General features: G+C 37.7%; 29 protein-coding genes. 9 read left to right on the forward strand and 20 right to left on the reverse strand.

Annotation, left to right across the window (positions count from 1 at the left end; genetic code table 11):
- Position 1 precedes the first annotated feature (1 nt).
- The 15 genes from I2I13_RS11585 to I2I13_RS11655 form a co-directional block, all read right to left on the reverse strand.
- Entirely contained in the window at positions 2-1,810 is a 1,809-nt protein-coding gene (locus I2I13_RS11585) for a hypothetical protein (RefSeq protein WP_117980036.1), read from the reverse strand.
- A 6-nt stretch (positions 1,811-1,816) separates the two neighbouring features.
- Positions 1,817-2,053: a hypothetical protein gene (locus I2I13_RS11590; RefSeq protein WP_225629834.1), complete on the reverse strand. Its 237-nt coding sequence runs from the start codon at positions 2,051-2,053 to the stop codon at positions 1,817-1,819.
- Between the two features lie 74 nt (positions 2,054-2,127).
- Positions 2,128-2,424, reverse strand: coding sequence for a hypothetical protein (locus I2I13_RS11595; RefSeq protein ID WP_062695011.1), 297 nt, complete (start codon positions 2,422-2,424; stop codon positions 2,128-2,130).
- A gap of 50 nt (positions 2,425-2,474) precedes the next feature.
- Complete coding sequence (locus tag I2I13_RS11600) at positions 2,475-2,930, reverse strand: phage tail tube protein (RefSeq protein WP_008648048.1); 456 nt, start codon at positions 2,928-2,930, stop codon at positions 2,475-2,477.
- Positions 2,911-3,312 (reverse strand): DUF3168 domain-containing protein, encoded by a 402-nt coding sequence (locus I2I13_RS11605; RefSeq protein WP_062695009.1) that lies wholly within the window; start codon positions 3,310-3,312, stop codon positions 2,911-2,913. Before I2I13_RS11605 ends, I2I13_RS11600 begins: the two co-directional genes overlap by 20 nt.
- Positions 3,309-3,758, reverse strand: coding sequence for a hypothetical protein (locus tag I2I13_RS11610; RefSeq protein ID WP_032852505.1), 450 nt, complete (start codon positions 3,756-3,758; stop codon positions 3,309-3,311). The genes I2I13_RS11605 and I2I13_RS11610 overlap by 4 nt, the downstream gene beginning before the upstream one ends.
- Positions 3,751-4,068, reverse strand: a complete 318-nt coding sequence (locus tag I2I13_RS11615) for a phage head closure protein (protein ID WP_008648050.1) — start codon at positions 4,066-4,068, stop codon at positions 3,751-3,753. The genes I2I13_RS11610 and I2I13_RS11615 overlap by 8 nt, the downstream gene beginning before the upstream one ends.
- An 11-nt stretch (positions 4,069-4,079) precedes the next feature.
- Positions 4,080-4,337, reverse strand: coding sequence for a hypothetical protein (locus tag I2I13_RS11620; protein WP_062695007.1), 258 nt, complete (start codon positions 4,335-4,337; stop codon positions 4,080-4,082).
- Entirely contained in the window at positions 4,334-4,639 is a 306-nt protein-coding gene (locus I2I13_RS11625; RefSeq protein WP_004308845.1) for a head-tail connector protein, read from the reverse strand. The genes I2I13_RS11620 and I2I13_RS11625 overlap by 4 nt, the downstream gene beginning before the upstream one ends.
- A 1-nt stretch (position 4,640) precedes the next feature.
- The gene (locus I2I13_RS11630) at positions 4,641-5,858 is read right to left on the reverse strand and encodes a phage major capsid protein (RefSeq protein WP_117980038.1); all 1,218 of its coding nucleotides are present in this window, start codon (positions 5,856-5,858) and stop codon (positions 4,641-4,643) included.
- Positions 5,858-6,409 (reverse strand): HK97 family phage prohead protease, encoded by a 552-nt coding sequence (locus I2I13_RS11635; RefSeq protein WP_195649565.1) that lies wholly within the window; start codon positions 6,407-6,409, stop codon positions 5,858-5,860. Before I2I13_RS11635 ends, I2I13_RS11630 begins: the two co-directional genes overlap by 1 nt.
- Positions 6,410-6,426: 17 nt before the next feature.
- The gene (locus I2I13_RS11640) at positions 6,427-7,902 is read right to left on the reverse strand and encodes a hypothetical protein (protein ID WP_008648055.1); all 1,476 of its coding nucleotides are present in this window, start codon (positions 7,900-7,902) and stop codon (positions 6,427-6,429) included.
- A complete protein-coding gene (locus I2I13_RS11645; protein WP_117980041.1) occupies positions 7,877-9,103 on the reverse strand; it encodes a phage portal protein in 1,227 nt (408 codons plus the stop codon). The genes I2I13_RS11640 and I2I13_RS11645 overlap by 26 nt, the downstream gene beginning before the upstream one ends.
- The gene (locus tag I2I13_RS11650) at positions 9,103-10,725 is read right to left on the reverse strand and encodes a terminase large subunit (RefSeq protein ID WP_103877761.1); all 1,623 of its coding nucleotides are present in this window, start codon (positions 10,723-10,725) and stop codon (positions 9,103-9,105) included. Before I2I13_RS11650 ends, I2I13_RS11645 begins: the two co-directional genes overlap by 1 nt.
- Positions 10,725-11,114: a phage terminase small subunit P27 family gene (locus I2I13_RS11655; protein ID WP_004308833.1), complete on the reverse strand. Its 390-nt coding sequence runs from the start codon at positions 11,112-11,114 to the stop codon at positions 10,725-10,727. The genes I2I13_RS11650 and I2I13_RS11655 overlap by 1 nt, the downstream gene beginning before the upstream one ends.
- 154 nt (positions 11,115-11,268) lie before the next feature.
- Between I2I13_RS11655 and I2I13_RS11660 the strand changes: the two genes are divergently transcribed.
- The 3 genes from I2I13_RS11660 to I2I13_RS24495 all read left to right on the forward strand — a co-directional run bounded on the left by I2I13_RS11660 (position 11,269) and on the right by I2I13_RS24495 (position 12,335).
- Positions 11,269-11,565 carry a hypothetical protein gene (locus I2I13_RS11660; protein ID WP_103877738.1) on the forward strand — a complete coding sequence of 99 codons (297 nt, stop codon included), beginning with the start codon at positions 11,269-11,271 and terminating at the stop codon, positions 11,563-11,565.
- Complete coding sequence (locus I2I13_RS11665; protein WP_229128626.1) at positions 11,543-12,067, forward strand: hypothetical protein; 525 nt, start codon at positions 11,543-11,545, stop codon at positions 12,065-12,067. Before I2I13_RS11660 ends, I2I13_RS11665 begins: the two co-directional genes overlap by 23 nt.
- A 76-nt stretch (positions 12,068-12,143) precedes the next feature.
- The gene (locus I2I13_RS24495; protein ID WP_229107720.1) at positions 12,144-12,335 is read left to right on the forward strand and encodes an HNH endonuclease signature motif containing protein; all 192 of its coding nucleotides are present in this window, start codon (positions 12,144-12,146) and stop codon (positions 12,333-12,335) included.
- On the opposite strand, the gene I2I13_RS11675 is transcribed toward I2I13_RS24495, so the two are convergent.
- Positions 12,323-13,285, reverse strand: coding sequence for a hypothetical protein (locus I2I13_RS11675; RefSeq protein WP_103877735.1), 963 nt, complete (start codon positions 13,283-13,285; stop codon positions 12,323-12,325). The genes I2I13_RS24495 and I2I13_RS11675 overlap by 13 nt on opposite strands.
- A gap of 66 nt (positions 13,286-13,351) precedes the next feature.
- On the opposite strand from I2I13_RS11675, the gene I2I13_RS11680 reads away from it, so the two are divergent.
- From I2I13_RS11680 to I2I13_RS11695, 4 genes are all read left to right on the forward strand, one after another.
- A complete protein-coding gene (locus tag I2I13_RS11680; protein WP_062694992.1) occupies positions 13,352-13,846 on the forward strand; it encodes a hypothetical protein in 495 nt (164 codons plus the stop codon).
- A gap of 478 nt (positions 13,847-14,324) precedes the next feature.
- On the forward strand, positions 14,325-16,139 hold the full coding sequence (locus tag I2I13_RS11685) for a hypothetical protein (RefSeq protein WP_103877734.1): 1,815 nt from the start codon (positions 14,325-14,327) through the stop codon (positions 16,137-16,139).
- A 259-nt stretch (positions 16,140-16,398) separates the two neighbouring features.
- Positions 16,399-16,890, forward strand: a complete 492-nt coding sequence (locus tag I2I13_RS11690) for a hypothetical protein (RefSeq protein ID WP_117980042.1) — start codon at positions 16,399-16,401, stop codon at positions 16,888-16,890.
- 18 nt (positions 16,891-16,908) lie between these two features.
- Positions 16,909-17,181, forward strand: coding sequence for a hypothetical protein (locus I2I13_RS11695; RefSeq protein WP_117980043.1), 273 nt, complete (start codon positions 16,909-16,911; stop codon positions 17,179-17,181).
- A gap of 223 nt (positions 17,182-17,404) precedes the next feature.
- Here I2I13_RS11695 and I2I13_RS11700 read toward each other — a convergent pair whose 3' ends face one another.
- Positions 17,405-19,039, reverse strand: coding sequence for a phage integrase SAM-like domain-containing protein (locus tag I2I13_RS11700; RefSeq protein ID WP_117980045.1), 1,635 nt, complete (start codon positions 19,037-19,039; stop codon positions 17,405-17,407).
- Between the two features lie 177 nt (positions 19,040-19,216).
- Here I2I13_RS11700 and I2I13_RS11705 point away from each other — a divergent pair, with 177 nt between their 5' ends.
- On the forward strand, positions 19,217-21,433 hold the full coding sequence (locus I2I13_RS11705) for a bifunctional (p)ppGpp synthetase/guanosine-3',5'-bis(diphosphate) 3'-pyrophosphohydrolase (RefSeq protein WP_148366933.1): 2,217 nt from the start codon (positions 19,217-19,219) through the stop codon (positions 21,431-21,433).
- Positions 21,434-21,447: 14 nt separating this feature from the next.
- Here I2I13_RS11705 and I2I13_RS11710 read toward each other — a convergent pair whose 3' ends face one another.
- From I2I13_RS11710 to I2I13_RS11720, 3 genes are all read right to left on the reverse strand, one after another.
- The gene (locus I2I13_RS11710; protein WP_195649566.1) at positions 21,448-22,605 is read right to left on the reverse strand and encodes an MFS transporter; all 1,158 of its coding nucleotides are present in this window, start codon (positions 22,603-22,605) and stop codon (positions 21,448-21,450) included.
- 9 nt (positions 22,606-22,614) lie between these two features.
- Positions 22,615-23,436 (reverse strand): 3-methyl-2-oxobutanoate hydroxymethyltransferase, encoded by an 822-nt coding sequence (panB, locus tag I2I13_RS11715; RefSeq protein ID WP_148366935.1) that lies wholly within the window; start codon positions 23,434-23,436, stop codon positions 22,615-22,617.
- Positions 23,437-23,681: 245 nt separating this feature from the next.
- The gene (locus tag I2I13_RS11720; RefSeq protein WP_195649567.1) at positions 23,682-24,329 is read right to left on the reverse strand and encodes an HAD family phosphatase; all 648 of its coding nucleotides are present in this window, start codon (positions 24,327-24,329) and stop codon (positions 23,682-23,684) included.
- A 150-nt stretch (positions 24,330-24,479) separates the two neighbouring features.
- On the opposite strand from I2I13_RS11720, the gene I2I13_RS11725 reads away from it, so the two are divergent.
- A complete protein-coding gene (locus I2I13_RS11725; protein WP_148366937.1) occupies positions 24,480-25,844 on the forward strand; it encodes an MATE family efflux transporter in 1,365 nt (454 codons plus the stop codon).
- The last annotated feature ends 37 nt before the right edge of the window (positions 25,845-25,881 follow it).

The raw sequence follows: 25,881 nt of genomic DNA on the forward strand, positions 1-25,881 counted from the left end.
TTTACCTTAGTCTATTTGTTCTATTACTGTGTTGTTTTAAAACTCCAACCAGTGCTTTATCTGAAATCTTAAATTCAACTTCTCCAGACATAGCACCTCCTTTTACAGGTGAACCACCGTCTAACAGGTTGAACAAATTGGACTGCTGACTTTTATTCAGAATCATTTCACCACTATTCACCCTAGCCAATATCTTATCACCAAAGAAGGAACTGCCATCAACCACACCACCATTGGCAAATTGTGGCATAGTGGCAAAAGCTGCTATTACAGAAGCTACAGCAGCACCAGCCAACAACCAACCTACTACTGGTGTTTGCGTGGCACTGGCTACGGCATTTCCTATAGACTCCGCTTTCTTTGCAGCAATAAGAGCTTCTATAGCAGGAATAGCAGTACCTATAGCTGTCATTAAATTAGCACTCCAAGTTAACCAAGCAGAAGCACCTTCATTTGTCATTTGGGATATAGAACCCATAACAGTAGCAATAGCACCTAATGAAGTTGCATAATCATTATTTACTTTTACATCTTCTTCTGTTACAAATGGAGAAGTTAGTTTACCAATATCCCTTGAATTAAAGCCTTTAACAGATGGAATACCAGCAGGTTTTAAATCTCCCTGCTCCCTACTGTTATATTTAGCAGTAATATTCAGAACTATTTTTTTCTGTTCCAGTTCCTGTATCAGTTTTAGTGCAGATACTCTGGCATCGTCTGTAATGGCAGCAGCATACTTCTTTCTGGCTTCCGTTATCAGCTTATCCAATTCAGCAACAGAACCAGCAGGAATTACTTCTTCTGTTTTTACCTTATTATTTCCTCCAGCAGGTTTAAGACTATTCTGTAATTCCAAGGTACGTTTATCAAAATCATACATACGCTTTTTCAAATCATAAGCATATTCATAGTTTTTAATCATTTCACCTCTATTGGCATCATTATCCTGATTCAAGAAATTCTGCTTTTCAAGTTCTGAATTTTGCTGTTTGAATAGTTCCATTTGTTGCTTAATAGAAGACAGTTTTTCCCTCATCTGTTTTTTGGTTTCACCTGTCCATTCATTAGTATCACCTCTGGTAGAATTAATCCTGCCTTGTATTTGGTTTATTTCCTTTTCGTATGCCTTTAACTGGTCTTGATACTCCGTTAATGCCCTTTTCTCATTTCTAGATGAAAAATCATTATTATTGATTGATATATATTTATGTATATCATTAATATTAAAGTCTTTTCGTCCTGTTCTAATATTCAATGATTGAATAAGTTCTTCTTCTGCACCTCCCAAGACATCAGTAACATCTATTTTAAAATCGTCTTTCAACTTTTGCAAGTCTTTAAATGCCTTCTCCCGTTCCTGCTTGCTTTTAGTGGTATCCCTGATTATAGATTCATATTTCGTAAACTCCGTTTCAAAGACTTTAGTATTGAATCCCATTGATAACTTAGCATCAGTCAACGAATCACGCAAAGCAGAAAGTTCTTTCAAATTCCTTATTGTAGAAAGAACACCGTTATTAAATGCTTCAAAACTGCCAGCAGACATAGACTGAAAGAATAAATCTACAGTTCCTTTACAGGAATTTAATGTATTGTCCCATTCATCATTAGTAGCCTGTGAGCTTCTTATTATCTTCATAAAAGCGTCACTGGCAGTAGTCGCAATTCCAATACCAGCAGCAAACTTTCCTATAGTACCTACTATATTGCCTGTTATCTGTTGAAACTCCTGTACTTGCCTGCTGCTCTTAACTATGTTATTATTAAAACCAGATGAATCAAGTAATAGTCTGGTTACTAAATCAGCCATATATATTTAGTTTTGTGTGTTTATAAATTGATTAGCTTTAGCCTGTAGTCTGGCTATATCGTCTTTACTGATAGAAGTATCTTTCTCTTTGGCTTCATCCCAATCAAACTTCATAATATCAGTAGGTGATAACTGCTTGGTACTGTTAGTTTGGGCTATGATATAGCTTATCATCCTAGCCTGTTCCCAGCCAGTCTTATTCTTATGTTGCAGATTTTCCAAGACTGCCTTCACTTCATACATCTGCATCCTGTCCAGAAAATAATCAGGTGCTATACCTGCTTCGAGAACTACTAAAGCATACAGTTCGCTAATCGTTACTTTTTTTTTGAATCTACAGTATCACTAATGAATGCAGACTGCTTTTCCATCTCTTTAGAAAGAAATTCCTGTAGCTGGATAACTAAGGCTGGTTCATCATCGCATTCATTAATAAAGTCCTCGAATGTCATTTGTAAATCTGGATTGTTCGCTATCAGCAGGCTATAATAAAACAGGTAGTAATCCGTCAGATTCTCCAATCTGAATATCTTGCCTGTTATCTGTTCAAATACGAACATAGCCCTGATAGTATATCGTATATTATATGCAGTACCTTTAATTTGAATTTCCATAGTATATAAATAAAAAAGGGGAAACTGCAACAGCTTCCCCAGTGAATATATTACGCTACTTTAGGCGATAAAGCCCCTGTTCCTTCCAGAGTAACAGAGTAAGTAGCATTATCATTATCTGGAGCATTAGCGGTAATACTAGTGATAACCACCTTACCAGTGTAGCCACCGCCTATTTTCCAGCCATCGGCAGGCAGACCTGTATCGCTGTCTGCATTGGTGCATACGGCAAAAGCTACAGTTAATTCCTCTCTGCTTATCCAGCTATTTACTAAAGCATTAAAATCTTCCACGCTATATAAATTGTCAGTTGTAAGTGACCAGCTTAATTTGCTTACCGCTTTACTAGTCCACTTGCCACCGTCTTTTGATGAAGTTTCCAAAGTGTTTCCCGTTAAGGAAAGCTGGCAACTGGTTGAAAATGCCAATGCTTTATAAGCAGTGCCAGCACCAGTGGTATCTTTAAAAATCATCAGGTCATTCCCTCTAAGTATTTTGTTTGCCATTTGTGTTTATGTCGAATGTTATATTTTGAATGAATGTATCTTCTATGTATTCTTCATCTGCGCTAATCATCCTTATATCATTTATTTCTATTCCTGCAAAGTTCCCCCTTCTACCTTCTAAAGCATCCCTTACATAGTCTGCCAGTTCAACGGTATCCGTGTAATCTTTAGAAGCAATAACCACATCAACCGTAACGGATTCATTTACAGAATAACTGCCTTTGGTGTAGTTAGGACTAATATTAGTCCTTTTATAAATGATAAAAGGAAAAGTGGTGGATTCTTCAACTATCAACGGATATATCTTAGAACCTACCTTTTCTTTTATCCTGCTATCTTTACTTAATAAGTGATAGATAGCTTTTCCTATTTGTAAGCTCATCTTCTTTTGGAAATCCTTGTTATTGATTCTTCAACCATTTGATTTATATTATCAAAGATGGCACGTTCCTTATTATCTTTGGCAGTCCTGAAAAAGTGAGAAGCGTTCATTCTACCTCTGTTAGCTCCGTTTTTTCTAAGTCGTCTGGTAGTTGTTCCAAGTTCAAAGAACTTTAACCTAAAGTCCCCCATTATATGAACCTTCGCTTCTGTAGCTTTCTTATCAACCTTTAGTTTTATTCCACTGCCTAAAGTTTTACCGTCCCATCTATTCTTATGATTTATTGTCTTACCTACTACGCTTCTTAGTTGTGTTTTCGTTTCCTTTTGCAAAATTCGTCCAGCTTTCCGTAGTGCATTCTTATACACATTCTTTTGCTGTCTGCTATTAAGTTCACTAAACATTCTTAGTACCTGTGAAGCGTCTACAGTTACACCGTTATTCATTAATAAGCTCTCCTATGATTTCTGTGGATTGTTTTGTCCTGTCTGAATTGATAGCCAATATCCTATACTTCTTATCTTGATAGATAATTCTCATTTGCTCGTTTACCTTATGATAGTACCTGATTGTGAAAGTAAGTGTATAAGAAGTAAATATTTCATTATTCTGATTAACCCTGTTACCAGAATTAAACTTAATGTTGGCTCTTGTTTGCAGATAGTCTACCCATTCCATAGAAGTAGCCCCAAACTCATTTTTAACAGGTACTGATTCCTGTAGTAATATTGTCTCTGTCAGTAGCCCTGCCCTCATAGTATATAGTATTAATAGCCGTACTGTAATCCAGTTTCACCGCTTATTCTTACTGCACTACATAATTCAGGATTCCAGCCAGGATAAAGAACCGTAGTTATAAACTTCTCTTGTCCAGCAGGTCTAATTTCTACAGTTACTTCATTATCATTGGTATTTTTAATGAGAAAATAAAATTCTGGTGTGAATACATCCTCTGTTATATCATCCATTCTACTAACCTGTGTAGACGTTGCCCTACCGTCTCTATTATGTATATAGTCAATCATACTTCTTTGTAGTTTTTATAAAGTGAAATTAGATAATCAAATGTATATGGCACTTTATTAACGGATGAATAAGATACTGGCTCACGATTGGCATATAGATTACCAATCAGTAATAAAATAGCGTGAATAACAGCAGGTGGGGTAAATTCCCCATCCACTGCCAATTCATCCAGTTTCAGATTCAAATTGCGTGCTACTGCATCCTCTGCAACATCAATCAATCCAAGTATATATAAATCATCATCCTTGAAAGAATCATCCAAAAGAAGGTGCTTCTTAGCTTCTTCCAGTTTGACGTACATATTATTTCAAGATAGCTTTTTGGAAAGAACCTGTTCTTCTTGGTTTTGCATCGAAATATGCATTGATAACCAATCTTACTTTACCGTTAGCTGCTTGTGTGTACGGGTCTACTGTTAAGTCAATCCCACCCCATTGTCCAATAACAAAATCTTCAAAGTGTCCCATTACAACACCTTTACTGGTAACATTAGATGTACAATATACTGGATAACCGTTCACTTCATTTTCTTCCATCAGACAACCAGCACAACCAACACAGGTATGTACACCACCGTCAGTTACATTGTAAAGAGCATCTTTAGCAGTCGTTTTCAAAATACCTTTTGCAGATGGCGATACAATGAAACACTTGTTTCCTGCTACATTAGCTTCTTCTAGTGCAGTTTCCATATCAACCAATCTCTTATAAGTAATATCCTTTGTTTCAGGAGTAACGCCATTAAAGATACCGGCAGGCATAGTAGCAGAACCAGCAGCACTACCCAAAATAGTGGCTTCCAGTTTGTCCGAAATAGCATTTACAATATCACGTTTAAGCATCTCTTCTGCACTGGCAGAATCCTGAATCAGGAATTGTTTGGAAACGTCTACATAAGCGGTTAGTCTCTTTGGTTCTAAGTTTACTTCACTGAAATCACCTGCACCGTCTGTAGCAGCAGCAACTTCACCAGCCCAGCTAACATTACTTCCAGAATAAGCAGGAATAGAAACATTACCTACCAGTCCAGACAGATAGCTTGCACCAGCTTTAACCATTACTAAATTAGCTCTCAATGGTTCTAACAGAGCCAGTTTATCTTCTGCTACGGTTTCCTGTCCTGCACCCTCTACAGTCGCTTGCACATCGGCTCTTTCTTCAATCGGTAATACGATTTGTCCAGAATAGTTCTGTCCTGATTTTCTAAATTCTGCAATACCAGCAGATACAACTTCTTGCGCTCTTTCGTCCAGTTGTCTGCTATTGGCTACGTCATTAATAGCCTTTAAAAGTGAAAACTTCTCTTTTTTCATAGATGTATTATTTGTGTTTGTTAGTTTTGTCTCGCTTGCAATCTTTCTTATTTCCTTATCTATGTCTTCCAGTTCAACGGTGATAGAATTAAATTCAGCGTGTTCACCTTCATTTAACCGTCTGGTTTCCTTTTCTGCTTTGGAAACTATTTCCTCTGCCCGTTGCTTTAACTGTTCTTTTTTGTCTAACAGTTCTAAAGTGTTCATTATTGTAGTTTGTGTCTTAGCTCCATATAGTAATCAGTCAAATCTTCTTTATCGAATGATTCCAGCTTTCTAAGTGCTACACTCGTATCAGGATACGCTTCTTTATAGACAGGTGACACATCAAACAGTTCTTTGAACTTATTGATAGTCCTGATATAAGAACCATTTTCCTTCTTTGTCCAAGTATCGGAATCAATAGTAAAAGCAAAAGATGAAGTAGTAATATCACCTCTCTTTAAACCTTCCAACAATTCATCTCCCAGATTTGTGCAGGGTGCTTCAAAGCTATATTTAAGACCTGTAGAATCAACTTCCAGTTTCAGGCTGCCTGCACCATATTTAGAACGTGCCAGAATACCTCTGTCTTCATTATGATTCAAAAGGCACAAAATATCTGACTGTTGTAGCACTCCTTCCAGTGCCGTAGGTTCTATAACTTCTGTAAACCCGCCTAAATCTCTAGATTCAGAATTGAATACTATTGCATAACCCTCAACAATTCTGGAATCTTCGTTTCTTTTTTCAATTTTACAATTTCGTGTTTCTTTCATAGTATCGTAGTAATCCCTTATACATATATTACCTTTACCCTAGTATCTCCCAGACAGGGATTATCAGAGCAGTAAACTGTATATTGTTCGTTATATCCTGATTCATTGGTGTAATAAAACTTGGCTACTTCTCTGAATCCTCCTTCAAATCCGCCTACACTAAATACGGCTTCTCCATAATGAGAAGGATATGCAAAACAGATATATTCATCCTTGCCTGCATTTACTCTGAAATTCATTTCTGTAGCTTGCCGTAGTTCTTTTGTAAGAGATTCAATAAAGTTGGAATCATAAGTAGTAGAAGATGATACACCGTAATATATATTATTCATAAACTTAATATCAATAGTTTTAGATTTGATGGTAGTTCCATCATTTACCTTTAGTGTGAATGATTTATTGCTGTTGAATGGAGTATCAAATGTGAAAGAACTGCCTGTCACAGGTACATCATTAATAAATTGTTCCGTTGCTGGCTGGCTTAACTTCCAAGTAAGTGTTATACTGTTAATGTTAGTTCCTATTTCCTGTACTGGTTCTACGTTACTGGTAAATGAAGTTATATTAATAGCTTCGTACAGCAATGAATCCAATGTGTCTTTCACAGTTGTACTGTCATATCCTACATTTTCAGCAAGTAAATCGGAACTTGTTACGAACTTGGAATCATTTATTAAATCAGACGTGAAATTAGGTATTTCACTAGTATCAGCTTTAGCAGCCAGTGCTTCTTCCAGTTCTTTTAGTTCCTTATTAATACCTGTCGAATCAAAATCAGATAAATTAGTAAGTTTGGTTTTATCTTCATTAGTATAATCATTAGTAGATAATCCTTTGCCAGATTCTTTATCAACCTTTTTTGCCAAGTCTACAACATTGGTAAACTGTGCATCATTGGAAAGCTCCGTTGTATATTTGGGAACTTCATCTTTGGAAGCAAAGTTTCTATCATTCACTAATTGACTAAGTTTAGTAGGTACACTATTTATATTGACATAATTACAGTCATTTTGCAACTCGCTTACTTTGGTAGGCAAATCATCTCTGGTGATAAATCCCATATCATTTATCAACTGACTTAGCTTAATCAGTCTTTCCTTTGATTCAGAACAGCAATATTTAAGACCATCTTTATCTGCTACTATGGTATAAGCCCTAATCATTTTATAGCAGTGACTATCATCATTCTTTATAAATGTACAGATAACATTATAGTCTCCCAAAAGCATTTCCTGCTGTTGTTCGGCTGTTACTTCAAACTCAATACCTTTCACTAAAGTACTGTCATAAAGAACAGTATCCCCTAAATCTTCTTCCCTCTCTTTAAGGACTATATCAACTATTCTGGCATCTGCTACATATTTCTTGGATGGAACTGTAGAATGTTGATACATCACTTCCAAATCAGTAACAGCAGATAAATCTACATAGCCGTTGCAATCCTTTATAGTCCAAGTAAAGCTAAAATCATTCCCCTTGATTATATACCTCATCGTCTTTTTCCGTTTGCTTAGTAACCGCTTTATCTAATGTCTGTACATTCACCTGTACAAATGACTTGTCACCGTTTTCAATAGCTGGCAAATCTAAATTCTTCCTGATTTCATTTGGAGTAATCACACCAATCTGGAACAGCGTATTATAATAACTAGCCAGACTTGCCTTATCTGCTCGAAGAAGAACGGAAGTGTCAAAACGAACATCTATATTATTCCTTTCAGACGGCTTATACAGTTTACGTTCAAATTCCAGTTCTATCTTTTCCAGTAGTGGTGAAAGCGTATCAGTCAAGAAAGCTAGTTGAGTAGCTTCTACTGTACTATAACTGGACTTGGACAAATCAAATGCCTTGACTGGTGACACACCGAAGAATCTGCAAATATCAATCACATTAAACTGTCTGGTTTCCAGTAATTGTGCATCAGACGGATTCACTGTTATAGGCTGAAAAGTCATATTGCCTTCCATTACAGCCACGCCATTAGGAGTACCAGTAATAGAATTAAAAGCACTACTCCAAGCTGTTTTAATGTCCTGCTTCTGTTGTGCAGTCAATGAGGATTCCACTTTGATAATGCCAGCCAGATTAGCACCTCCTTTGAAAAATCCTTCTGCGTGCGCTTCTGAATCAGCAGTTAACCCTAATGTATTTCTAGCGTGCTTCAAAGTGCTTATGCCTGTAATCCCGTCATAGCTGAAATTCAGGATATGAATCATATTGATAGCTTCTACCAGTTGATTCATCCCTGTAATGTTGTACATCTTCTTGCCGTTTTTAAAAGTGACTAATACAGAATCTGATTTTAGAAATATCAGTTCTTTGGCATCACCTTTTTCATCTCTGTTAATAAGAGCATAGCCATTACCTGTAAGAAGCACACTGGTAACTAGTGTCTTGATAAAAGTAAATCTGCTCATTTGGTCGTTCGGTTCTCTGTTTAATAACCAGTATGTAGGATGCTTGGTAAACTTGGTTTTAAAGCCCTCATCATCTACATAATACGGTTCTAACGGCAACTGTGCTACAGAATCACTTATCACGTCTACACATCTGTAAACAGCAGATAGCAACATAGCTTTTGATTCTGAATATGTAGTAGCTGAATTATAAAATAGAGAATCTGAAAGAAAGTTGTAGCTACGTTCTTCTTGTCTAGCTTCTTTCTTTTTAAATGGATGGAAATTGAATTTCATTAAAATGTAAATATTTGGTTTGTGTAGTGTGGTACTTGTAAATACATACCTAAAGCCTGTATCATAGATATAGTTCCATCAATCTTCTTTTTGTCTACTTGTTTGTTAGGTTTGATGTTGCCATTATGGTCTGACTTCAAAGTCACATTCCTAAAGCAATACCTGTTTATTTCATTGTTGTCTATTACTGCCTTACCAGATAATATAAGCCGTTCCATCTCTCTGGTAGGCTTATTGAAGTTGGCTAATGTCTGTGCGTATTCTTCAAGTGGCAATCCTTTTTCTGTCGAATCAATAGCCCACTGTGTAGCATTATACTTATCATATCCTACAGCCTGTATATTAACTACTTCTGAATATTTAAGCATATCAGTAGTTATGTAATCATAATCAGTAACATTACCAGCAGTAACAGTAAGTAAACCAGCCCTTTTCCATAGCTTATAAAGTTCCTTGTCTGTCTTATCTGTAAGTGCCGATTCAGGAAGGTAGTAATGAGTTTTAAAATAGTATTTATCACTATCAACGACTAAATAAGATACAGCAGTTAAATCACTGGTAGCAGCTAAATCCACTCCAACATAACAGGGTAATCCTTTGAATTTTGACAGGTCTACTGCTTGTGTACACTTTATAATACTTTCATCAGACAGCCAGACTGTAGCACTGTCACACCATTGGTTAAGTGTCTTGGTACGTACTCCCACTTCATCAGAAGGATTATTAATAGCCTGCTGTACTTGTCCTTTGATGTATTTGCTGGTAACAGTAATATTCAAATTAGGAGCAACTTTCATCCAGTTCTTTTCACTTCTCCAATCATCAGCAGCATCTAAAGAATAGATGGCAATAAACATTTCATCATCTGCTTTCAATTCATTAAGCACTTCTATAGCTACAGTTCTTAATTGGTAACAAGGTAAAGTTTTGTCGAATCCAGCAGTAGTAATAGTACACAGGTGTGGATTCTCACGCATACCCATACTGGATTTTATTACATCCCTTACCTTACTTGTTTTGGCAGCGTGGTATTCATCCAGTAAACCGAAACTGGCATTAAATCCATCCAGTTTGCTATCATCAGCAGCAAGTACCTTCAATTTACTATTAGTAGCCTTAAACAGAATATCAGCCCTGTAAGCTGTCAAATATTTGCCTTTGGTATCCAGTCCCTTACTAAACTTGGAACACATATCAAAAGCTATCTTTGCCTGTTCCTTACTGTTTGCTGCCAGCAAGACTTCTGCACCATCTTCACCATCAGCAATTAGATAATACAAACATAAGGCGGCAGCTAAAGCAGTCTTACCTTGCTTTCTGGATACTTCTATGTATGAACTGGTGAATCTCCTAGTTCCTGTACCCTTCCAGTAAAATCCCAGTATATTAGCTATAATAAACTGTTGCCAGCCTTCCAGAATGAAGTTACTGCCAGCGTGCTTGCCTGTATAATGTTTCAAAGTGCCAATAAAGCTAATAGCCCTGTCTACTACATCTTCCCTAAACTCCAAATCATCCCTCAATAAGTCATTCTGGAATCTCTTACAAGCCAGTTTTATTGTATCGCCTGTTACTATTTCATTATTAAGAACCTTACTTGCATACTCATAGTAAAGTTTCATCATCTAACTTCTTTCTTACCAGTAACAATGAATTGTTCTAATGGTGTGGATTCCTCGTCATCCGTTTTATCCATCTTTGGTAATTTGGTACGTGCTTTGGCTGTCAGTCCAAATTCCAACATAACTTTCATAGCCTGTGTTTGTGCATCCTTTGCAACTTTTACCAATGGATGTGGTGCTATATTACCTCTATCACTGGTGACTGTCAAACCGTCTATTTCCAACTGTTTGGATGCCTTGATAAATGTGCTGTAATTTCTTGCCAGCATATCTAAGGCAGCATTATCTATATTCTCTAAAACACCTCTATTTTCAAGCTCTGCAAGTACTCCTTGTATGTATTCGGCAGCTTCTTTCTCTATACCTTTAGGAATTGAATATTTCTTCATAGTATTACGTTTTTTATTTTCTAAATAGTAAAGCTAAAAAGGTACTCAACTACACATAAAGAGACTATAACACAATTAATTAAGAATGTAACACATTCATTTTGACACCCTATTTTATTTCAGTAAATTTGTATAGAATTAAAAATCAAACACTATGGAAAGAACGTGTAATTATCCGATAGAAATTAAGTTTAAAATAGACCTGAATACGGAACTGCTACTGAATGAACTATGCGATTTATTAAAGAAAGACAGGTCTAAAATATTAAGATTGATAATCGCTGATTTCTTTGACAGGAATCTGGATTTAATAGACAAATATAAAGAGACGGACAGCAGGCTAGATAGAGAAAAGTTAGTAGAAGCGATACTGAAAGACTTCTATAGCTACAACAGGCAAACAATGAATGACTACCTACGATTTAAAAATGAAAAAGACAATCCCAAGTAAAGAAGTATTGGAACAGTATATATATGACTATGGAATAGATAAAACAGCACAGATATTTCACATATCAACAGAAGAATTAGATAAGAAGATTAACTGGAAACCACAATACGAGCAGTACAGCTACAATCCAGCAATAGCCAAACCACTTTCATCACAACATAAGCAAATTATGGCTATTATAGCTAAGCACTACCCAGATTTACTAAAGCAATGTGCCGATAATTATAAAGATGTTATCTATATGTCCCAAACTGTAGAAGATTTACTTCATAAAGCTATAATCAAATGTTTGGAAATGGGACTGGATAAAGTAACGGAAGAAGCCGTTCTGGAATTAGTAAAGATACAGTTCTATACAGCCAGAAAATATGCACAACTGCAAAGCTATATGATGAAGAAAAAGATATTTCCACTGGAAATAGCTACGGAAAATGGAGAATATATAATACCTACAGAATACTACAATAATGCCATATCTAAAGAAAGCGAAGAAACAGCATAATCCATCAAATAACAGGATAGAAAGACAGAAGATTTATAATACTGACAGATGGCACAAACTTAGAGCTAGTAAGCTAATGCGGTCACCTTTATGTGAAGTGTGCTTATCCAAAGGGGTAATCACTCCTGCATTTCATATCCATCATATAGACAGCTTTATGAATTATGAAGGAATGAAACGCAAAGAAGTGGCTTATAATCCAGATAATTTAATGTCGATATGTGAACAGTGTCATAACAAATTACACAATCAAATTCAACGATGGTAGAATGTTCCTTTTTTTATTGAAACTATTTTCTTACATCTGTCGTTAATTTCAATTCTATTTTCACAATTAGTATAAACTACTATACGCTTATCTACAAAATCATCGTCAAACGAAGTTGCAGTACTACCAATATATAAAGTACCAATAATTGTCTGCGCATATATCTCAACCTGTCCTAGATAAATATTATCCACTAAATTCACTTCTTTAGTAGGTATAGAAAGATTTCGTATACTAGTTCCAGATATTTCAGAACGAACTATATCTATTTTATTACAATCAATTAAATGGCTTTTATTTATTTTACAAGATTCAAAACGAACAAATTCCAACACATTAAAAAATACACCTTCAAAGAAACAATCTTTAAACCTGAAATTAGCCTTACCGTGGAATCTATCATTTTCGAAAGAAATATTTCGCAAAACCAATTCAGTCTTGATAAATACAGTATCTAAATTCTGAAGTAACAGTTCTTTAACCACACCTATTAATCTGGTTTTATTTCCTGAAGAAAAATTTGCAGAAATAAAGTCACAAAAGATATTAGCTACAATAGACTTATATCTTTCATCCTCTTTAGCAATCTGAAACAATGCGTATGCACCACCTATGGCAATTCCGTCATTATCGCTATTCAGATACCCTACAGCATCACCAAAACGTTTATCAATATTAGTTTTTTCTGCAATATTATTTTGCCTTGTTTGTTCACCTATTTTCTTGTTGTTAAGATATAGACCATAGATAACACAAGCACCACCTATTATACTTAGATAAGTAGCTAACACTTTCCCTTTAGCTTCTGGGTTATCTTCCCCATATAAAGTTGTAGATATACTATCAGAAGTACATAATAATATTCCAACTGCTATTACTGCAATAGCAAATAGAGTATATTTAAATTTCTTAGATGCAATGAAATCATTCCAATTCTTCTTACTTTTCATAATGTCAATTATTAAGTTTAGAAGCAAATATAAATATAATAAAACAATAAACATCAGACCTTACCTATGAAAATTAAATTAAACATCCAATACATTCAGAATCTTACTAATAACGAAGCGTTCACCTACTTCTGTACACTAGTAACAATAGCCAATAATCCAGATGCAACAATTAAAGATGTAGTACGTACCTGTGGTATAGGTGAAACTACTGTATTCAAGCATTTAAAGAAATTTGATGAGCTAGGATACTTAGTAATAGATAGAACTGGAACATATAACACATACAGATACACAGAACCTGATAGACTATATATAACCATAGATTCAGACCTGCTTAACATTAATGGCAATAAGAACCAATTAGGAGCACTTATACGGCTTAAATCATACACCAGAATCGGTACTAATATTGTAGACCTCTCACTTAATCGAATAGTCCACGAAGTAAGCATACAACACGATAGTATATACTTTGCCCTTGAAAACGGGATACTGGAAAGAAATGATAAAAAGACATACTTTACCTTCATTCATCCAGCATTCACGCACATCTGGTAGGTAAATACAGAGCTTAGAAACACCTGTACACTATTTTTAAAATTTGTGTATCTTCCAGTTTTTATAGTCAAAAAGTTTTATTATCTTTGTATCAGCAAATTAGAAGAAGCAGCTACTATCATAAATGCTTCTATTGTTGCGAAATTCTGACTAAAATATGGAACTAGTGAATAATAGTAGCTAGTTCCTTCTTTTCGATTCATTTTTCATAATTCATATAATCCCTTTGGGATTCCATTGTTAAAAATGCAGTTCTTCCCTGCATTTTCTTAAATTAGTAAATTGAAACAGCGGATAATAGGCGTAGTGATACGCTTATTATTTTATCCCAATCCTTACCAAAATTTGCAAATGCTACCTTATACCATACCAAAAAAGTAAGGAACTCAAGACTAAAGATTTTAACCAGATTAGCTCCTAAATTCAGATTTACTACTATTCAGATTACTTACTACCTCAATTCTATATGTAAAAACCTATGAAAACCTTAAAAATAAATTCAACTAATGGATATTTAAACTTACCTGATTTACCACATAATTGCATCTTTAATAAAGTAGTTACTGGCTGTGGTGGTACTACTGTAGTCCTCTTTAATGATGAATCCTATATCATTGCAGTACCTACTACAGAACTTATCGTAAATAAGACGGGCTTAACAGAATCAGGTCTTACTACTATTACCTCCTATGATGGCAAAGAGCAGTCTGTATTTGGATTATTCGGTACTTTTACTTACCAAGCCAAAAAGGAGCTAAAGAAATATGCTTCCAGTGCTGGAATAAAAAAGATAATGTGTACTTATGATAAGATGGAATATTTGGAGCAGTATCTAAATCCTAACGATTTCAGACTGCTTATAGATGAATATCACATATTACTAAAAGCATACAGTTATAGACAGAAAGCTGTTGACGGTGTACTAGACTGCTTTAGAAAGTACAAATCATTCTGTTTTATGTCTGCCACTCCAATCAGTGCAGATTTCACTCCGTCCATCCTTTCAGATGTGGAACTGGTAGAAGCTCAATGGGATAACACAGATACCTTAATAGTTAAGTTAGACCAAACCAATCATCCCTATGTAAAGGCAGCCAATTATATAAACGCTTATAAGAAAGACGGCTATCTAGAAATAAACGGTAATAAAAGTACGGAAGCATACTTCTTTATAAATTCAGTTACAGATATAGCTTCTATCTTAGAATATTGCCAACTTGGTAACGATGAAGTAAAGATTGTATGTGCAGATAATCCGTCAAACAGAGACAAATTAGCAGGATATACTATCAGCAACAGTAGAAGTACCAATAAGCCATTTACTTTCATTACTTCCAAATCATTTGAAGGTGCTGATTATTTCAGTGAAACAGGTATGTGCTTTGTAGTCAGTAATTCCAGCAATACTAATACCCTGCTCGATATATCCACTGACATTTACCAGATAGCTGGTAGAATCAGGACTGAATCCAATCCATTTAGAAACATAATGGTACACATCTTTAATAGTGTGGGAAAAAGGAAGCTAAATCTAGATATTACCTATGAAGAAATGGTACAAAGAATGAATGATGAAATAGAAGGTGCAAACGAATTAATTACTGCTATCAACAATAGTAGCAAGAAAGCTAAAAGTATGGCTGAAAAAATGCTTAACAGTGCCTATGCAGTGTGTGATAAAGAAGGAAACTATTTCCTGAATGATATGCTGGTAAAGTTAGACCTTTATAATTTCAAATTGGAAAAGGTTATCTATAATGATGGTATCGCTTTAAGAAAGGAACACAATGCAAACGGGAATATGACCACTGAATTAGAATATGAAAGACTAAACGAAACAATGAATAAAGCAGGAAAGAAACTATCTTTTAAAGATGCTTTCCTTAGATATACGGAACTACTACAGAATCTGGTTATTACTCCAGAAACAGACGAAATAGTTAGAGTACAGCCATTAGTAGTACCTGCCTATCACAAATTAGGAACTGATAAAGTTAGAAGTTTGCGATATATCAAAACAGCTATAGAAAAAGCTCTTATCAGTCTGGAATCGGATAAAAACAGAGACACGAAGATAGTACAAATACTTAGCAAGCAGATAAAGACTGGATTCTTTAGTAACGCTGATATTAAGAGCTGGATTAGAGAAGCGTATGATATACTAGGTATTACCGATAAAGTCAAAGCTACAGACCTTGATAGATGGTTTGATTGTAAACCTGTCGCCAAGTGGATTGACGGTAAAACAGTCAAAGGATATGAGATTTACAGACCAAAGATAGTATTCAAGTAAATAAGATACACCAAAACAATATTTACTTAAATAAACAATTATGATTTACATTACACTTATTGCAGTAGCACTATTATCAACTTACTTAGTAAGATTCACAGTAAAAGAGATTAAGCAACACATCACGAAAGAAGCAGATAGGATTATCAATACAAGACAATAAATATATTAACCTAATTAGCCTGTAATGAAAATGCACAATGGCTAATGTTTATGAATATGTAATATAGAAACAGGCTAGTAATCAAATTACTAGCAAATGGATAACTTTTTAGCAATGGAACGTAAAGGAAGGGACTTATTCAAGTCATTATTAGAAGATGGAAATATAACCAAATACAAGGAATCTACTGGCAGATATAATCCCGTAGATTTCTATTTAATACACAACGAAGATAAGATAGTAGCTGAAATAAAATGCAGGGATGTACGGTACGTTAATTATCCCACTCATTTAATGGAAACTGAAAAACTTAAAAGCCTACTGGCTGTCAAGGATACTCACGATTGTAAAGCAGCGTGGTACGTCAACTTCTTTGGCGAAGATATATGCTTTATATATAATGCAGACAAAGTAAAGAATCTACGCTCTGAAACAGCGTATTGCAATTACACTACTGCCAATTACAACTACTACAAAACAACCAAAGGTGTTATTATGATACCTACCAATCTGGCTGGAATCTTTATTAGAAAGAATGGCAAATGGATGAATGGTAGTTTGAAAGATATTACTACCTTTGCTGCATAACCAATTAATAATTATACTATGCAAAAAGAAAGATTAGAAGAAATGAAAAGGAAGCTAGAAATTTACTTGAAAAGATTTCCAGACCCTGAATCAGGTAGTCTTATAACATTGGAAGATTTTAAAGTATACATATTAAATCCTGACAATAAAGACTTTTTAGATTACATTCTTGATAAATCAGATTCTGGCAACAAAGATTTCTATTTAAAGGAAATCCTTTCTCCAAGGTATTTTGCAGACGAAATTCGTAGACGTATAAATGACATAAACAAAGACTTACACGATATTTAAAGTCTTAATTTAAGCCCATTTTGATAGACACTGTCCACAATTTTGTGTAAATGGAAACAGGATTCAGGGACTTTCCATAATATTGTGTAAATAGAAAACTACGAGAAGAATCCTCTAGTTTTCTATTTACACAAAATCGTGGACAGTGCCAGGATTCAGTTGTAAGTTTCCTCTTATATCTGTATTCTGTTTCCATTTACACAAAATTGTGGACAGTGTCTTTTTATTTAAGCCGTACCACTATTCCCAATTCCAGCAATCTATTCAGTATTTTCCTTACCTTTAAAGATGGTGTTCCAACTTCAAAATTATCCATTGACCTATTAAGAAAGTCTATTTCATTCTTATTTAAATCGAATTGGCTTATGTCCACATCTCTATCTATTCCGTAAGATTCAATATTACTTTCCTGACTATTAAATAACAAGTCATAAGCTATATCATTCTTATGTTTCAAACCAGCTTCAATGCCTTTACTTATTGCTTCTGCTATATTCTCATTACTAACAGTAGTAACCTTATTAGACTGCTCAACTTTACTAGTTTGTTCAATCTTGTTAGCTTCTGTTTCTAGCATCAAGTTAGCTGCATCTTCTGAACTTATTTTAGCATATTTCTTAAATGCCATTTCTGTAGTATGCCCTGTTATTCTCATAAGTATATGACTATCATAGCCACGTTTCAGCATATTACTAATAAACGAACGTCTTCCTGTATGTGTACCTATCAATTCATATCTATAATAAGTAGTATTAGTTATTTTTGAACCTCTATCTTCTGTTACAATATGTTTGCCTATTATACCTGCCTTTTGTCCTGCTTCCTTTATGTATTTCAACATAGTATTCTCACGTACTTTGGGTACTTGAAAATTATACTTTTCCAGTATCTCTAAAGCAATAGGAAACAATGGTATCGAAACTTTATGTGTTCGTTTCTTTTGCACTATTTCCAATATCTTCCCATTATTAAAGTCTTTTACAGTACCACCATTTAATAATTGCATATCACTGAACCTCTGCCCTGTCCAACATTGTAATACAAAAACATCTCTAGCCTTTTCTTCTAAGCCTTTGAGTTCTAAAGCATACATTCTGCTTACTTCTTCTTCTGACAGATATATTTCATTATCATCACCTTCTCTACTTTTGGGCTTCTTATACTGATTCAACTTTGCAGCAGAAATATCTATCAAACCGTATGGCTCTGCTCGCTTAATAATTGAAATTAAAGCTGTTACTTTATTTCCAACAGTACTTGTTTTAGTAGTCTTCCCCTTGCCTACCTGTCTATTAAACAGATAAGTCTCATAATCTTTGATTAGAGCCAAATTTATGTCAGTAAACGTTATATCATCTCTATCTGTTGCTTTTAAAAATTCTTCAAATACTTTTAAATGTCCCAAATAAATAGCCAATGTATTCCTTTGTCCATCTGATTTTATCGTTTTATCTTGGCTAATAGTCCTACGAAGCCATTGAACAGGCTTTTGCAATTCTTGTTGTTTCACCATTTTGTCTTTGTAAATATATTTCTTTAATAAAAATAAGCTATTATCAATCTCATTTGGATTATCGCAAATATAACGCTTAAATTCAAGAAAGTCTGTTCTAAGTTTATTTATTTCATCGTTTACTATTGCGTTATTTATATTATCCAATTCAGTTAACCGTGGACTTACATACGCTTCCTGCTTTTTAGTATTCCACTGGTCTGGATATACCCTAACACCAGTTGATAACTTTACCTGCTTTTTATCTATTCGACATACTAGATAAATATTCGTTGGTTTGTCACTTTTCGGTTTCCTCAAATTAAAACTAGCTTTGACTTCATTAAAAAAAATCTGCCCTATCATAATCGGTTCTTTAAAATGGTTCTTTTTTATTGTTCTTCACTTTGGTTCTTTTAGGGCTGAAAAGTGACATATTGATAACCAAACCATATTTATAAGTTACTGATAACAAATAATTGTTACTTCCTTTTGAATGTGCAGGAAAAAAACTAATTTTACATCGAATTAACAAGATTGAATATGGACGACTTTTTTACATCGGAGGAAAAAAAGGAGCTTTTTTCACTCTACCGGCATTTGTTGCAATCTGCAGGAGATAGTATTTCCTGGAAGGATTGCCTAAAGTTAAAGAGACATCTTATCAAAGCGGCCCAGTGTAACGGTCTGCAACGCAATAACTTCGGGATGAATCCCGTCATCAGAGATTTACAAACGGCAGTGATCGTTGCGGAGGAAATCGGCATGAAAGGTTCGTGTTTGGTCGGTATCATGTTGCACGAAATCGTGAAAGGGCATGTATTGTCTATCGACGAGGTGAACGCCGAATATGGGGATGACGTGGCAAGTATCATCAAGGGATTGGTGAAAACAAACGAGCTTTATGCGAAGAGTCCGGCTATCGAGTCGGAAAACTTCCGTAATCTGCTGCTTTCTTTCGCGGAGGATATGCGTGTAATCCTGATAATGATTGCGGACCGCGTGAACGTGATGCGCAAAATCAAAGATACGGGCAACGAGGGGGACCGGATCAAAGTGGCGAACGAAGCTGCATATCTGTATGCTCCGCTGGCGCACAAGCTGGGACTGTATAAGCTGAAATCGGAACTGGAAGATTTGTCTCTCAAATATACGCAGAAGGAAACGTATTATTTTATCAAGGATAAGCTGAATGAGACGAAGGCTTCCCGCGACAAGTATATCGCTGCTTTTATCGAGCCGATCCAGAAGAAGGTGTCGGAAGCAGGATTGAAGTTCGACATCAAGGGGCGAACCAAGTCGATTCATTCGATATGGAACAAGATTCAGAAGCAGAAAACGTCTTTTGAGGGGATTTATGACTTGTTCGCCATCCGTATCATCCTCGATTCGGAACCGGATCCGGCTAAGGAGAAGCAGGAATGCTGGCAGGTTTATTCGATTGTTACGGATATGTACCAGCCGAACCCGAAGCGTCTGCGCGACTGGCTCTCTATTCCGAAAAGCAATGGTTACGAATCATTGCACATCACTGTGATGGGCCCGGAAGGGAAATGGGTGGAAGTGCAGATACGTACCCGCCGCATGGACGAGATCGCGGAACGCGGCTTGGCTGCTCACTGGAGATATAAAGGTATCAAGGGTGAAACGGGTCTGGACGAGTGGTTGACTTCTGTGCGGGAGGCGTTGGAGAATGCGGACAACGACTCGCTGAAAGTGATGGATCAGTTTAAGATGGATCTCTACGAGGATGAAGTGTTTGTCTTCACGCCCAAGGGGGATTTGTTCAAGCTCGGCAAGGGGGCTACGGTATTGGATTTTGCGTTCCATATCCATAGTAAGTTGGGATGCAAGTGTATCGGCGCGAAAGTGAACGGCAAAAATGCACAGCTTAAACAGAAACTGAACAGCGGCGACCAAGTGGAAATCATGACTTCAAACACCCAGACTCCGAAGCAGGACTGGCTGAACATCGTGACGACTTCCAAAGCGCGCACCAAGATAAGGCAGGCTCTCAAGGAGATGGTGGCACGCCAGCATGCTTTTGCCAAGGAGACGCTGGAACGGAAATTCAAGAACCGTAAGCTGGAATATGATGAAGCGACCATGATGCGCCTCATCAAGCGATTGGGCTTCAAGAATGTGACGGAGTTTTATCAGCGGATTGCCGACGGTGGACTGGACGTTAACGAGATTCTGGATAAATACGTAGAGCAACAGAAACGGGACAGTGATACGCACGACGAAATTGTGTATCGCAGTGCCGAAGGGTATAACTTGCAGGCTACGCAGGAGGAAACGACGTCTAAGGAAGATGTACTGGTGATCGACCAGAATCTGAAAGGGTTGGAATTCAAGTTGGCTAAATGTTGTAATCCGATTTACGGGGATGATGTGTTTGGTTTCGTTACGGTAAGTGGTGGTATCAAGATACACCGGGCGGATTGTCCGAATGCCAACCAGATGCGTGAGCGTTTCGGCTATCGTATTGTAAAAGCTCGTTGGGCGGGGAAATCGGTGGGTACACAATATCCTATCACGCTGCGGGTTGTAGGACACGATGATATTGGTATTGTGACTAATATCACTTCTATTATCTCAAAAGAGAACGGTATCACGCTGCGCTCCATCGGTATTGACTCGCACGACGGTTTGTTCTCCGGAACACTGACGGTCATGGTGGGTGATACGGGACGTCTGGAGGCTCTTATCAAGAAATTACGTACTATAAAGGGAGTAAAACAAGTTAGCCGGAATTAATTCCGGCTACTCTCCTATCTTACTTTCTTCTTTATATAATAAGGATAGGTAATCAATACAAAGAAGAGTAAAGCAATGGATGCTACTATCTGTCCGGTATGTAGCATTTTATCTGTATCCAGTTCCATGTAGCAGGCGGTAGCGATTCCCAGGGAAATGCCGATTTCGGTTGCCAGCAGATGGGTAGTGTTGGCTGTTCCGCGTTGGCAATGGTGGGATAGCTTTACGAACATCACCAGAAATTCCGGCAGGATAAAGCCTAAGCCCAATCCCAAGAGTACGGAGGAAATGCCTATGGAGATGTCTGTATTCAATAGAGACATGGCTACCATTTCCAATCCGATTCCCATAATGACCAGTCGCAAGGTTTTCTCTTTCAGGAAAAACAGACGTGCAAAGAACAGGGAAACAATGTATCCGAGGGCTGTTCCTACAAAGAACGGTACGGGGATTCCTGTGTTTCCGAGTACGAAATCGTTTAGGAAAGGGTGTACCATGGGAACCAGCAGTCCCGGAATGAAGGTTATCAGGATCAGATTGATGGCAGGAACCCATCCACGAAGCAATAAGAAGCGGTCGAAAGAATAGAGTTTGGTGACAATCGGCGCACGGAAAGGTACGTAGACTCCTGATAAAATGAGGATTCCGACAGCTCCGGTTATGACAGATACAGTGAGCAGGGTTTGGAAGGATTGGCTTTGATAAAGCCATACCCCGAGGATAATGCCTGCGATCATCCCCATACGTGCCATCCAGGAGAAACTGACGTTTCCCGCACTGCGCAGCGTGGAGTTGGTGATGTCGATGGCCAATGTGATGCCGGCTGTTGTGCCTATGCCAAAGGCAAGCCCTTGCACGGTGCTCAACAGAATCAGTTCTGTGAGGTTGGTGACAAAGGCGTATCCGATGGTCGCCACTACCATCAGGGCGGCAGCAAACATACACACGTATTTACGCTTGTATGCATCTACCAGATAGGCATGGAAAGGACCGATGAGGAACATCCCCAAGGTGAAAAAGAGAAAGATTACTCCTGTCTGTGCAGCCGGCACTCCGAGACGGTCGGCCATCTCTACGGAAAGCACCGGAAATAACACATACAAGGATATAAACAACAGCAAATTAGCTACACATATCCGCATAAAATGAACTGTCCACAATTTAACTGCCATATACTATATTTAATATTGTTCCTTCTCGTTGGGGAAGTAGCAATTCTTCACGTCAGAAACATAACGGCTGATGGCATCGGTCATCACCGTGTACAAGTCAGCGTAACGACGCAAGAAACGGGGACGGAATCCGTTGTTCATGCCAAGCATATCCTGAATCACCAATACTTGACCGTCTACGTGTCCACCGGCACCGATACCGATAATAGGTATGGTCAGTTCGGAAGCTACGCGTTCGGCAAGGGTTGCGGGAATCTTTTCGAGTACAATGGCAAAACAGCCTGCTTCTTCCAATAGATGGGCGTCGCGAATCAGCTTCTCGGCTTCGGCGTCGTCCTTGGCACGCACGGTATAGGTACCGTATTTATTGATGGATTGAGGCATGAGTCCCAAGTGTCCCATTACCGGAATGCCGGCGCATACGATGCGTTTCACCGTGTCTATGATTTCTTCACCACCTTCCATCTTCAAAGCGTCAGCGTGGCTTTCTTTCATGATGCGGATGGCAGAAGCAAGTCCTTCCATCTCGTTGCCCTGATAGGATCCGAAAGGCATATCAACCACTACCATCGCACGCTTTACACCACGTACCACGGATTTAGCATGATAAATCATTTGGTCGAGTGTGATAGGTAGTGTAGTCACATTACCTGCCATTACATTAGAAGCAGAGTCGCCTACCAGAATTACATCCATTCCTGCACCGTCTACAATCTGCGCCATTGTGTAATCATATGCAGTCAGCATAGATATTTTTTCACCTCTCTGTTTCATTTCAACCAAGCGATGAGTAGTCACCTTTCTTGTATCATCCGATATATAACCAGCCATGTCTTTTTAAATTAAAAATTAATGATTAAATATTAAAACGACGCCAAGCGCCTTCAAAAATCGCGGCAAAGTTATAACATTTAATTCATAACAGAGAAGGAAATGCAAAAAATCCTTTCAAACGCCTCGCTTAGGTAGCTGGGGAGGCGTTTGAAAGGATTCTGTGAGGTATAATAAAAGCTCCTTAACGATATAAGGAAGCGATTTATCAAGTGCAATAATGCGTTTCGGATTTATTCTTTCTCTTAACGATGTAGAGTCAGGAGCTTGTCGTAGGTCATGCCGATAAAGTCATCTATTATATAATGTGCTTTGCCGGTGATGGCTTCGCGTGTGTTGGTGGTGGCAAGTCCGATCACTGTTGCCCCGGAAGTCATTCCGGCTTGCAGACCGTGGAAAGAATCTTCAAAGACATAGGTATTTTCGGGAGTGGCTTCAAAGATTTCCATTCCGAGCAGGAAGCAGTCGGGAGCCGGTTTGGAACGGGCAAACATCTCTCCGGTCAGAATGCGGTCTACCATTCCTTTAAATTCGGGGTGGACATTATAGACGTTGGCCATCTTCTCTTCGTTGGAGCTGGTGACTACGGCTATCTTTGCACCGTTACGGCGAAGATCGGCTATAAAGGCTTCTACTCCGGGGATATATTCGTAGGACATCTTTTGCTCGTAAACGTAGAGTTCAGCGCTTATTTCAAGCTGGGCTTCGGGTTTGTCCGAGAAATACTTTTCATAGATTTGCAATAATGTCTGTCCCTTGATCCGGCGGCCGAAATCTTCTTCGTTCAGATATTTCCGTCCCTGCTCGTCCCAGAAGACTGTGTACTGCGTTTCTGTATCCATAATGACACCATCAAAATCGAAGAGTGCCGCAATCGTTTTCGTTGTATTCATATATAAACTTTCTTTTTACCTAAACGTTAAACCTTGTGTATCCATCGCTGCAAAGTTCCGAATAATCATCGAATCAGGCAAATAATTCGTACCTTTGCAAAGCTAAAAAAAACGTAACATACGTTTTTATCCAACAAAATCTACTAGCGCATGAGCAAGAACGACCCACATATCTTAGGCAAAGAAAGTATCGGCAAATTGCTGTTACAATATTCCATTCCTGCAATTATAGGAATGACGATTACTTCTATCTATAATATTATTGATAGTATCTTCATCGGACATGGCGTAGGCCCGATGGCGATTGCCGGACTGGCCATCAGCTTTCCGCTGATGAATCTGGTGGTGGCTTTCTGTACATTAGTGTCGGCGGGCGGTTCTACGCTGGCGTCTATCCGTCTGGGACAAAAGGATATGAAGGGGGCTACGGAAATCTTGTCACACACGTTGATGCTCTGTATCACTAATTCGTTCTTCTTTGGTATTTTGTCTTTCATCTTTCTGGATGATATATTGGTTTTCTTCGGGGCCAGTAACGAGACGCTTCCTTATGCGCGGAGCTTTATGCAGGTGATCTTATTGGGTACTCCTATCACTTATACGATGATTGGGTTGAACAACGTGATGCGTGCTACCGGATACCCGAAAAAGGCGATGTTGACTTCGATGGTGACGGTGGTGGCGAACATTATCCTCGCTCCTATCTTTATTTTCCACTTTGAATGGGGAATGAGGGGAGCTGCTACGGCAACGGTGATTTCGCAGTTGATCGGTATGGTGTGGGTGGTGAGCCACTTTGTCAAGAAAGACAGTACGGTGCATTTTGAGGGGAATATCTGGAAGATGAAACGGAGAATTGTGGAGAGTATCTTCGCCATTGGTATGTCTCCTTTCCTGATGAATGTGTGTGCGTGTGCCATTGTGATTATCATCAATAACAGCCTGCAAAATTACGGGGGTGATATGGCGATCGGTGCTTATGGAATCATCAACCGTTTGCTGACGCTTTATGTGATGATTGTGTTAGGTCTGACGATGGGTATGCAGCCTATCGTGGGGTATAACTTCGGAGCGCAGAAGATAGACCGCGTGAAACAGACGTTGCGACTGGGGATTATCTCCGGGGTTGTGATTACCAGTAGCGGGTTTATTATCTGCGAGTTCTTCCCTCATGCTGTGTCGGCTCTTTTCACGGATAGCGATGAATTGATTGATTTGGCCGTAGACGGTATCCGGCTGGCTGTATTGATGTTCCCGTTTGTAGGGGCGCAGATTGTGATTGGTAACTTCTTCCAAAGTATCGGGAAGGCTAAAATAAGTATTTTCCTTTCGCTGACGCGGCAGTTGCTTTATCTTTTGCCTTGCTTGCTACTCTTTCCCAACTGGTGGGGATTGAAAGGTATCTGGATTAGTATGCCGGTATCGGATGCACTGGCGTTTATTACGGCGGTTGTCAGTCTGATGATTTACATTAAGAAAGTATCTAAACAACATCCGGAAACGGTAGCGGAATAAAGCATTAGCAGCTTTACTCCGCCTGTTGGTTTTTATT

Origin of the sequence: Bacteroides sp. D55t1_190419_B8 (genome assembly GCF_015558905.1) — a bacterium.
Classification (GTDB): domain Bacteria; phylum Bacteroidota; class Bacteroidia; order Bacteroidales; family Bacteroidaceae; genus Bacteroides; species Bacteroides vicugnae.

Coding starts and splice junctions, on each gene's coding strand:
- I2I13_RS11705 (WP_148366933.1), top strand. CDS start 19,217: ATGGACGACTTTTTTACATCGGAGGAAAAAAAGGAGCTTTTTTCACTC.
- I2I13_RS11610 (WP_032852505.1), bottom strand. CDS start 3,758: ATGAATAACGGTGTAACTGTAGACGCTTCACAGGTACTAAGAATGTTT.
- I2I13_RS11590 (WP_225629834.1), bottom strand. CDS start 2,053: ATGTATGAAGTGAAGGCAGTCTTGGAAAATCTGCAACATAAGAATAAG.
- I2I13_RS11595 (WP_062695011.1), bottom strand. CDS start 2,424: ATGGAAATTCAAATTAAAGGTACTGCATATAATATACGATATACTATC.
- I2I13_RS11725 (WP_148366937.1), top strand. CDS start 24,480: ATGAGCAAGAACGACCCACATATCTTAGGCAAAGAAAGTATCGGCAAA.
- I2I13_RS11620 (WP_062695007.1), bottom strand. CDS start 4,337: ATGATTGACTATATACATAATAGAGACGGTAGGGCAACGTCTACACAG.
- I2I13_RS11685 (WP_103877734.1), top strand. CDS start 14,325: ATGAAAACCTTAAAAATAAATTCAACTAATGGATATTTAAACTTACCT.
- I2I13_RS11640 (WP_008648055.1), bottom strand. CDS start 7,902: ATGAGGTATATAATCAAGGGGAATGATTTTAGCTTTACTTGGACTATA.
- I2I13_RS11710 (WP_195649566.1), bottom strand. CDS start 22,605: ATGGCAGTTAAATTGTGGACAGTTCATTTTATGCGGATATGTGTAGCT.
- I2I13_RS11645 (WP_117980041.1), bottom strand. CDS start 9,103: ATGAAATTCAATTTCCATCCATTTAAAAAGAAAGAAGCTAGACAAGAA.
- I2I13_RS11665 (WP_229128626.1), top strand. CDS start 11,543: ATGAAAAAGACAATCCCAAGTAAAGAAGTATTGGAACAGTATATATAT.
- I2I13_RS11630 (WP_117980038.1), bottom strand. CDS start 5,858: ATGAACACTTTAGAACTGTTAGACAAAAAAGAACAGTTAAAGCAACGG.
- I2I13_RS11655 (WP_004308833.1), bottom strand. CDS start 11,114: ATGAAGAAATATTCAATTCCTAAAGGTATAGAGAAAGAAGCTGCCGAA.
- I2I13_RS11675 (WP_103877735.1), bottom strand. CDS start 13,285: ATGAAAAGTAAGAAGAATTGGAATGATTTCATTGCATCTAAGAAATTT.
- I2I13_RS11605 (WP_062695009.1), bottom strand. CDS start 3,312: ATGAGCTTACAAATAGGAAAAGCTATCTATCACTTATTAAGTAAAGAT.
- I2I13_RS11615 (WP_008648050.1), bottom strand. CDS start 4,068: ATGAGGGCAGGGCTACTGACAGAGACAATATTACTACAGGAATCAGTA.
- I2I13_RS11680 (WP_062694992.1), top strand. CDS start 13,352: ATGAAAATTAAATTAAACATCCAATACATTCAGAATCTTACTAATAAC.
- I2I13_RS11600 (WP_008648048.1), bottom strand. CDS start 2,930: ATGGCAAACAAAATACTTAGAGGGAATGACCTGATGATTTTTAAAGAT.
- I2I13_RS11695 (WP_117980043.1), top strand. CDS start 16,909: ATGCAAAAAGAAAGATTAGAAGAAATGAAAAGGAAGCTAGAAATTTAC.
- I2I13_RS11635 (WP_195649565.1), bottom strand. CDS start 6,409: ATGAAAGAAACACGAAATTGTAAAATTGAAAAAAGAAACGAAGATTCC.
- I2I13_RS24495 (WP_229107720.1), top strand. CDS start 12,144: ATGCGGTCACCTTTATGTGAAGTGTGCTTATCCAAAGGGGTAATCACT.
- I2I13_RS11720 (WP_195649567.1), bottom strand. CDS start 24,329: ATGAATACAACGAAAACGATTGCGGCACTCTTCGATTTTGATGGTGTC.
- I2I13_RS11660 (WP_103877738.1), top strand. CDS start 11,269: ATGGAAAGAACGTGTAATTATCCGATAGAAATTAAGTTTAAAATAGAC.
- I2I13_RS11625 (WP_004308845.1), bottom strand. CDS start 4,639: ATGTACGTCAAACTGGAAGAAGCTAAGAAGCACCTTCTTTTGGATGAT.
- I2I13_RS11585 (WP_117980036.1), bottom strand. CDS start 1,810: ATGGCTGATTTAGTAACCAGACTATTACTTGATTCATCTGGTTTTAAT.
- I2I13_RS11690 (WP_117980042.1), top strand. CDS start 16,399: ATGGATAACTTTTTAGCAATGGAACGTAAAGGAAGGGACTTATTCAAG.
- panB (WP_148366935.1), bottom strand. CDS start 23,436: ATGGCTGGTTATATATCGGATGATACAAGAAAGGTGACTACTCATCGC.
- I2I13_RS11700 (WP_117980045.1), bottom strand. CDS start 19,039: ATGATAGGGCAGATTTTTTTTAATGAAGTCAAAGCTAGTTTTAATTTG.
- I2I13_RS11650 (WP_103877761.1), bottom strand. CDS start 10,725: ATGAAACTTTACTATGAGTATGCAAGTAAGGTTCTTAATAATGAAATA.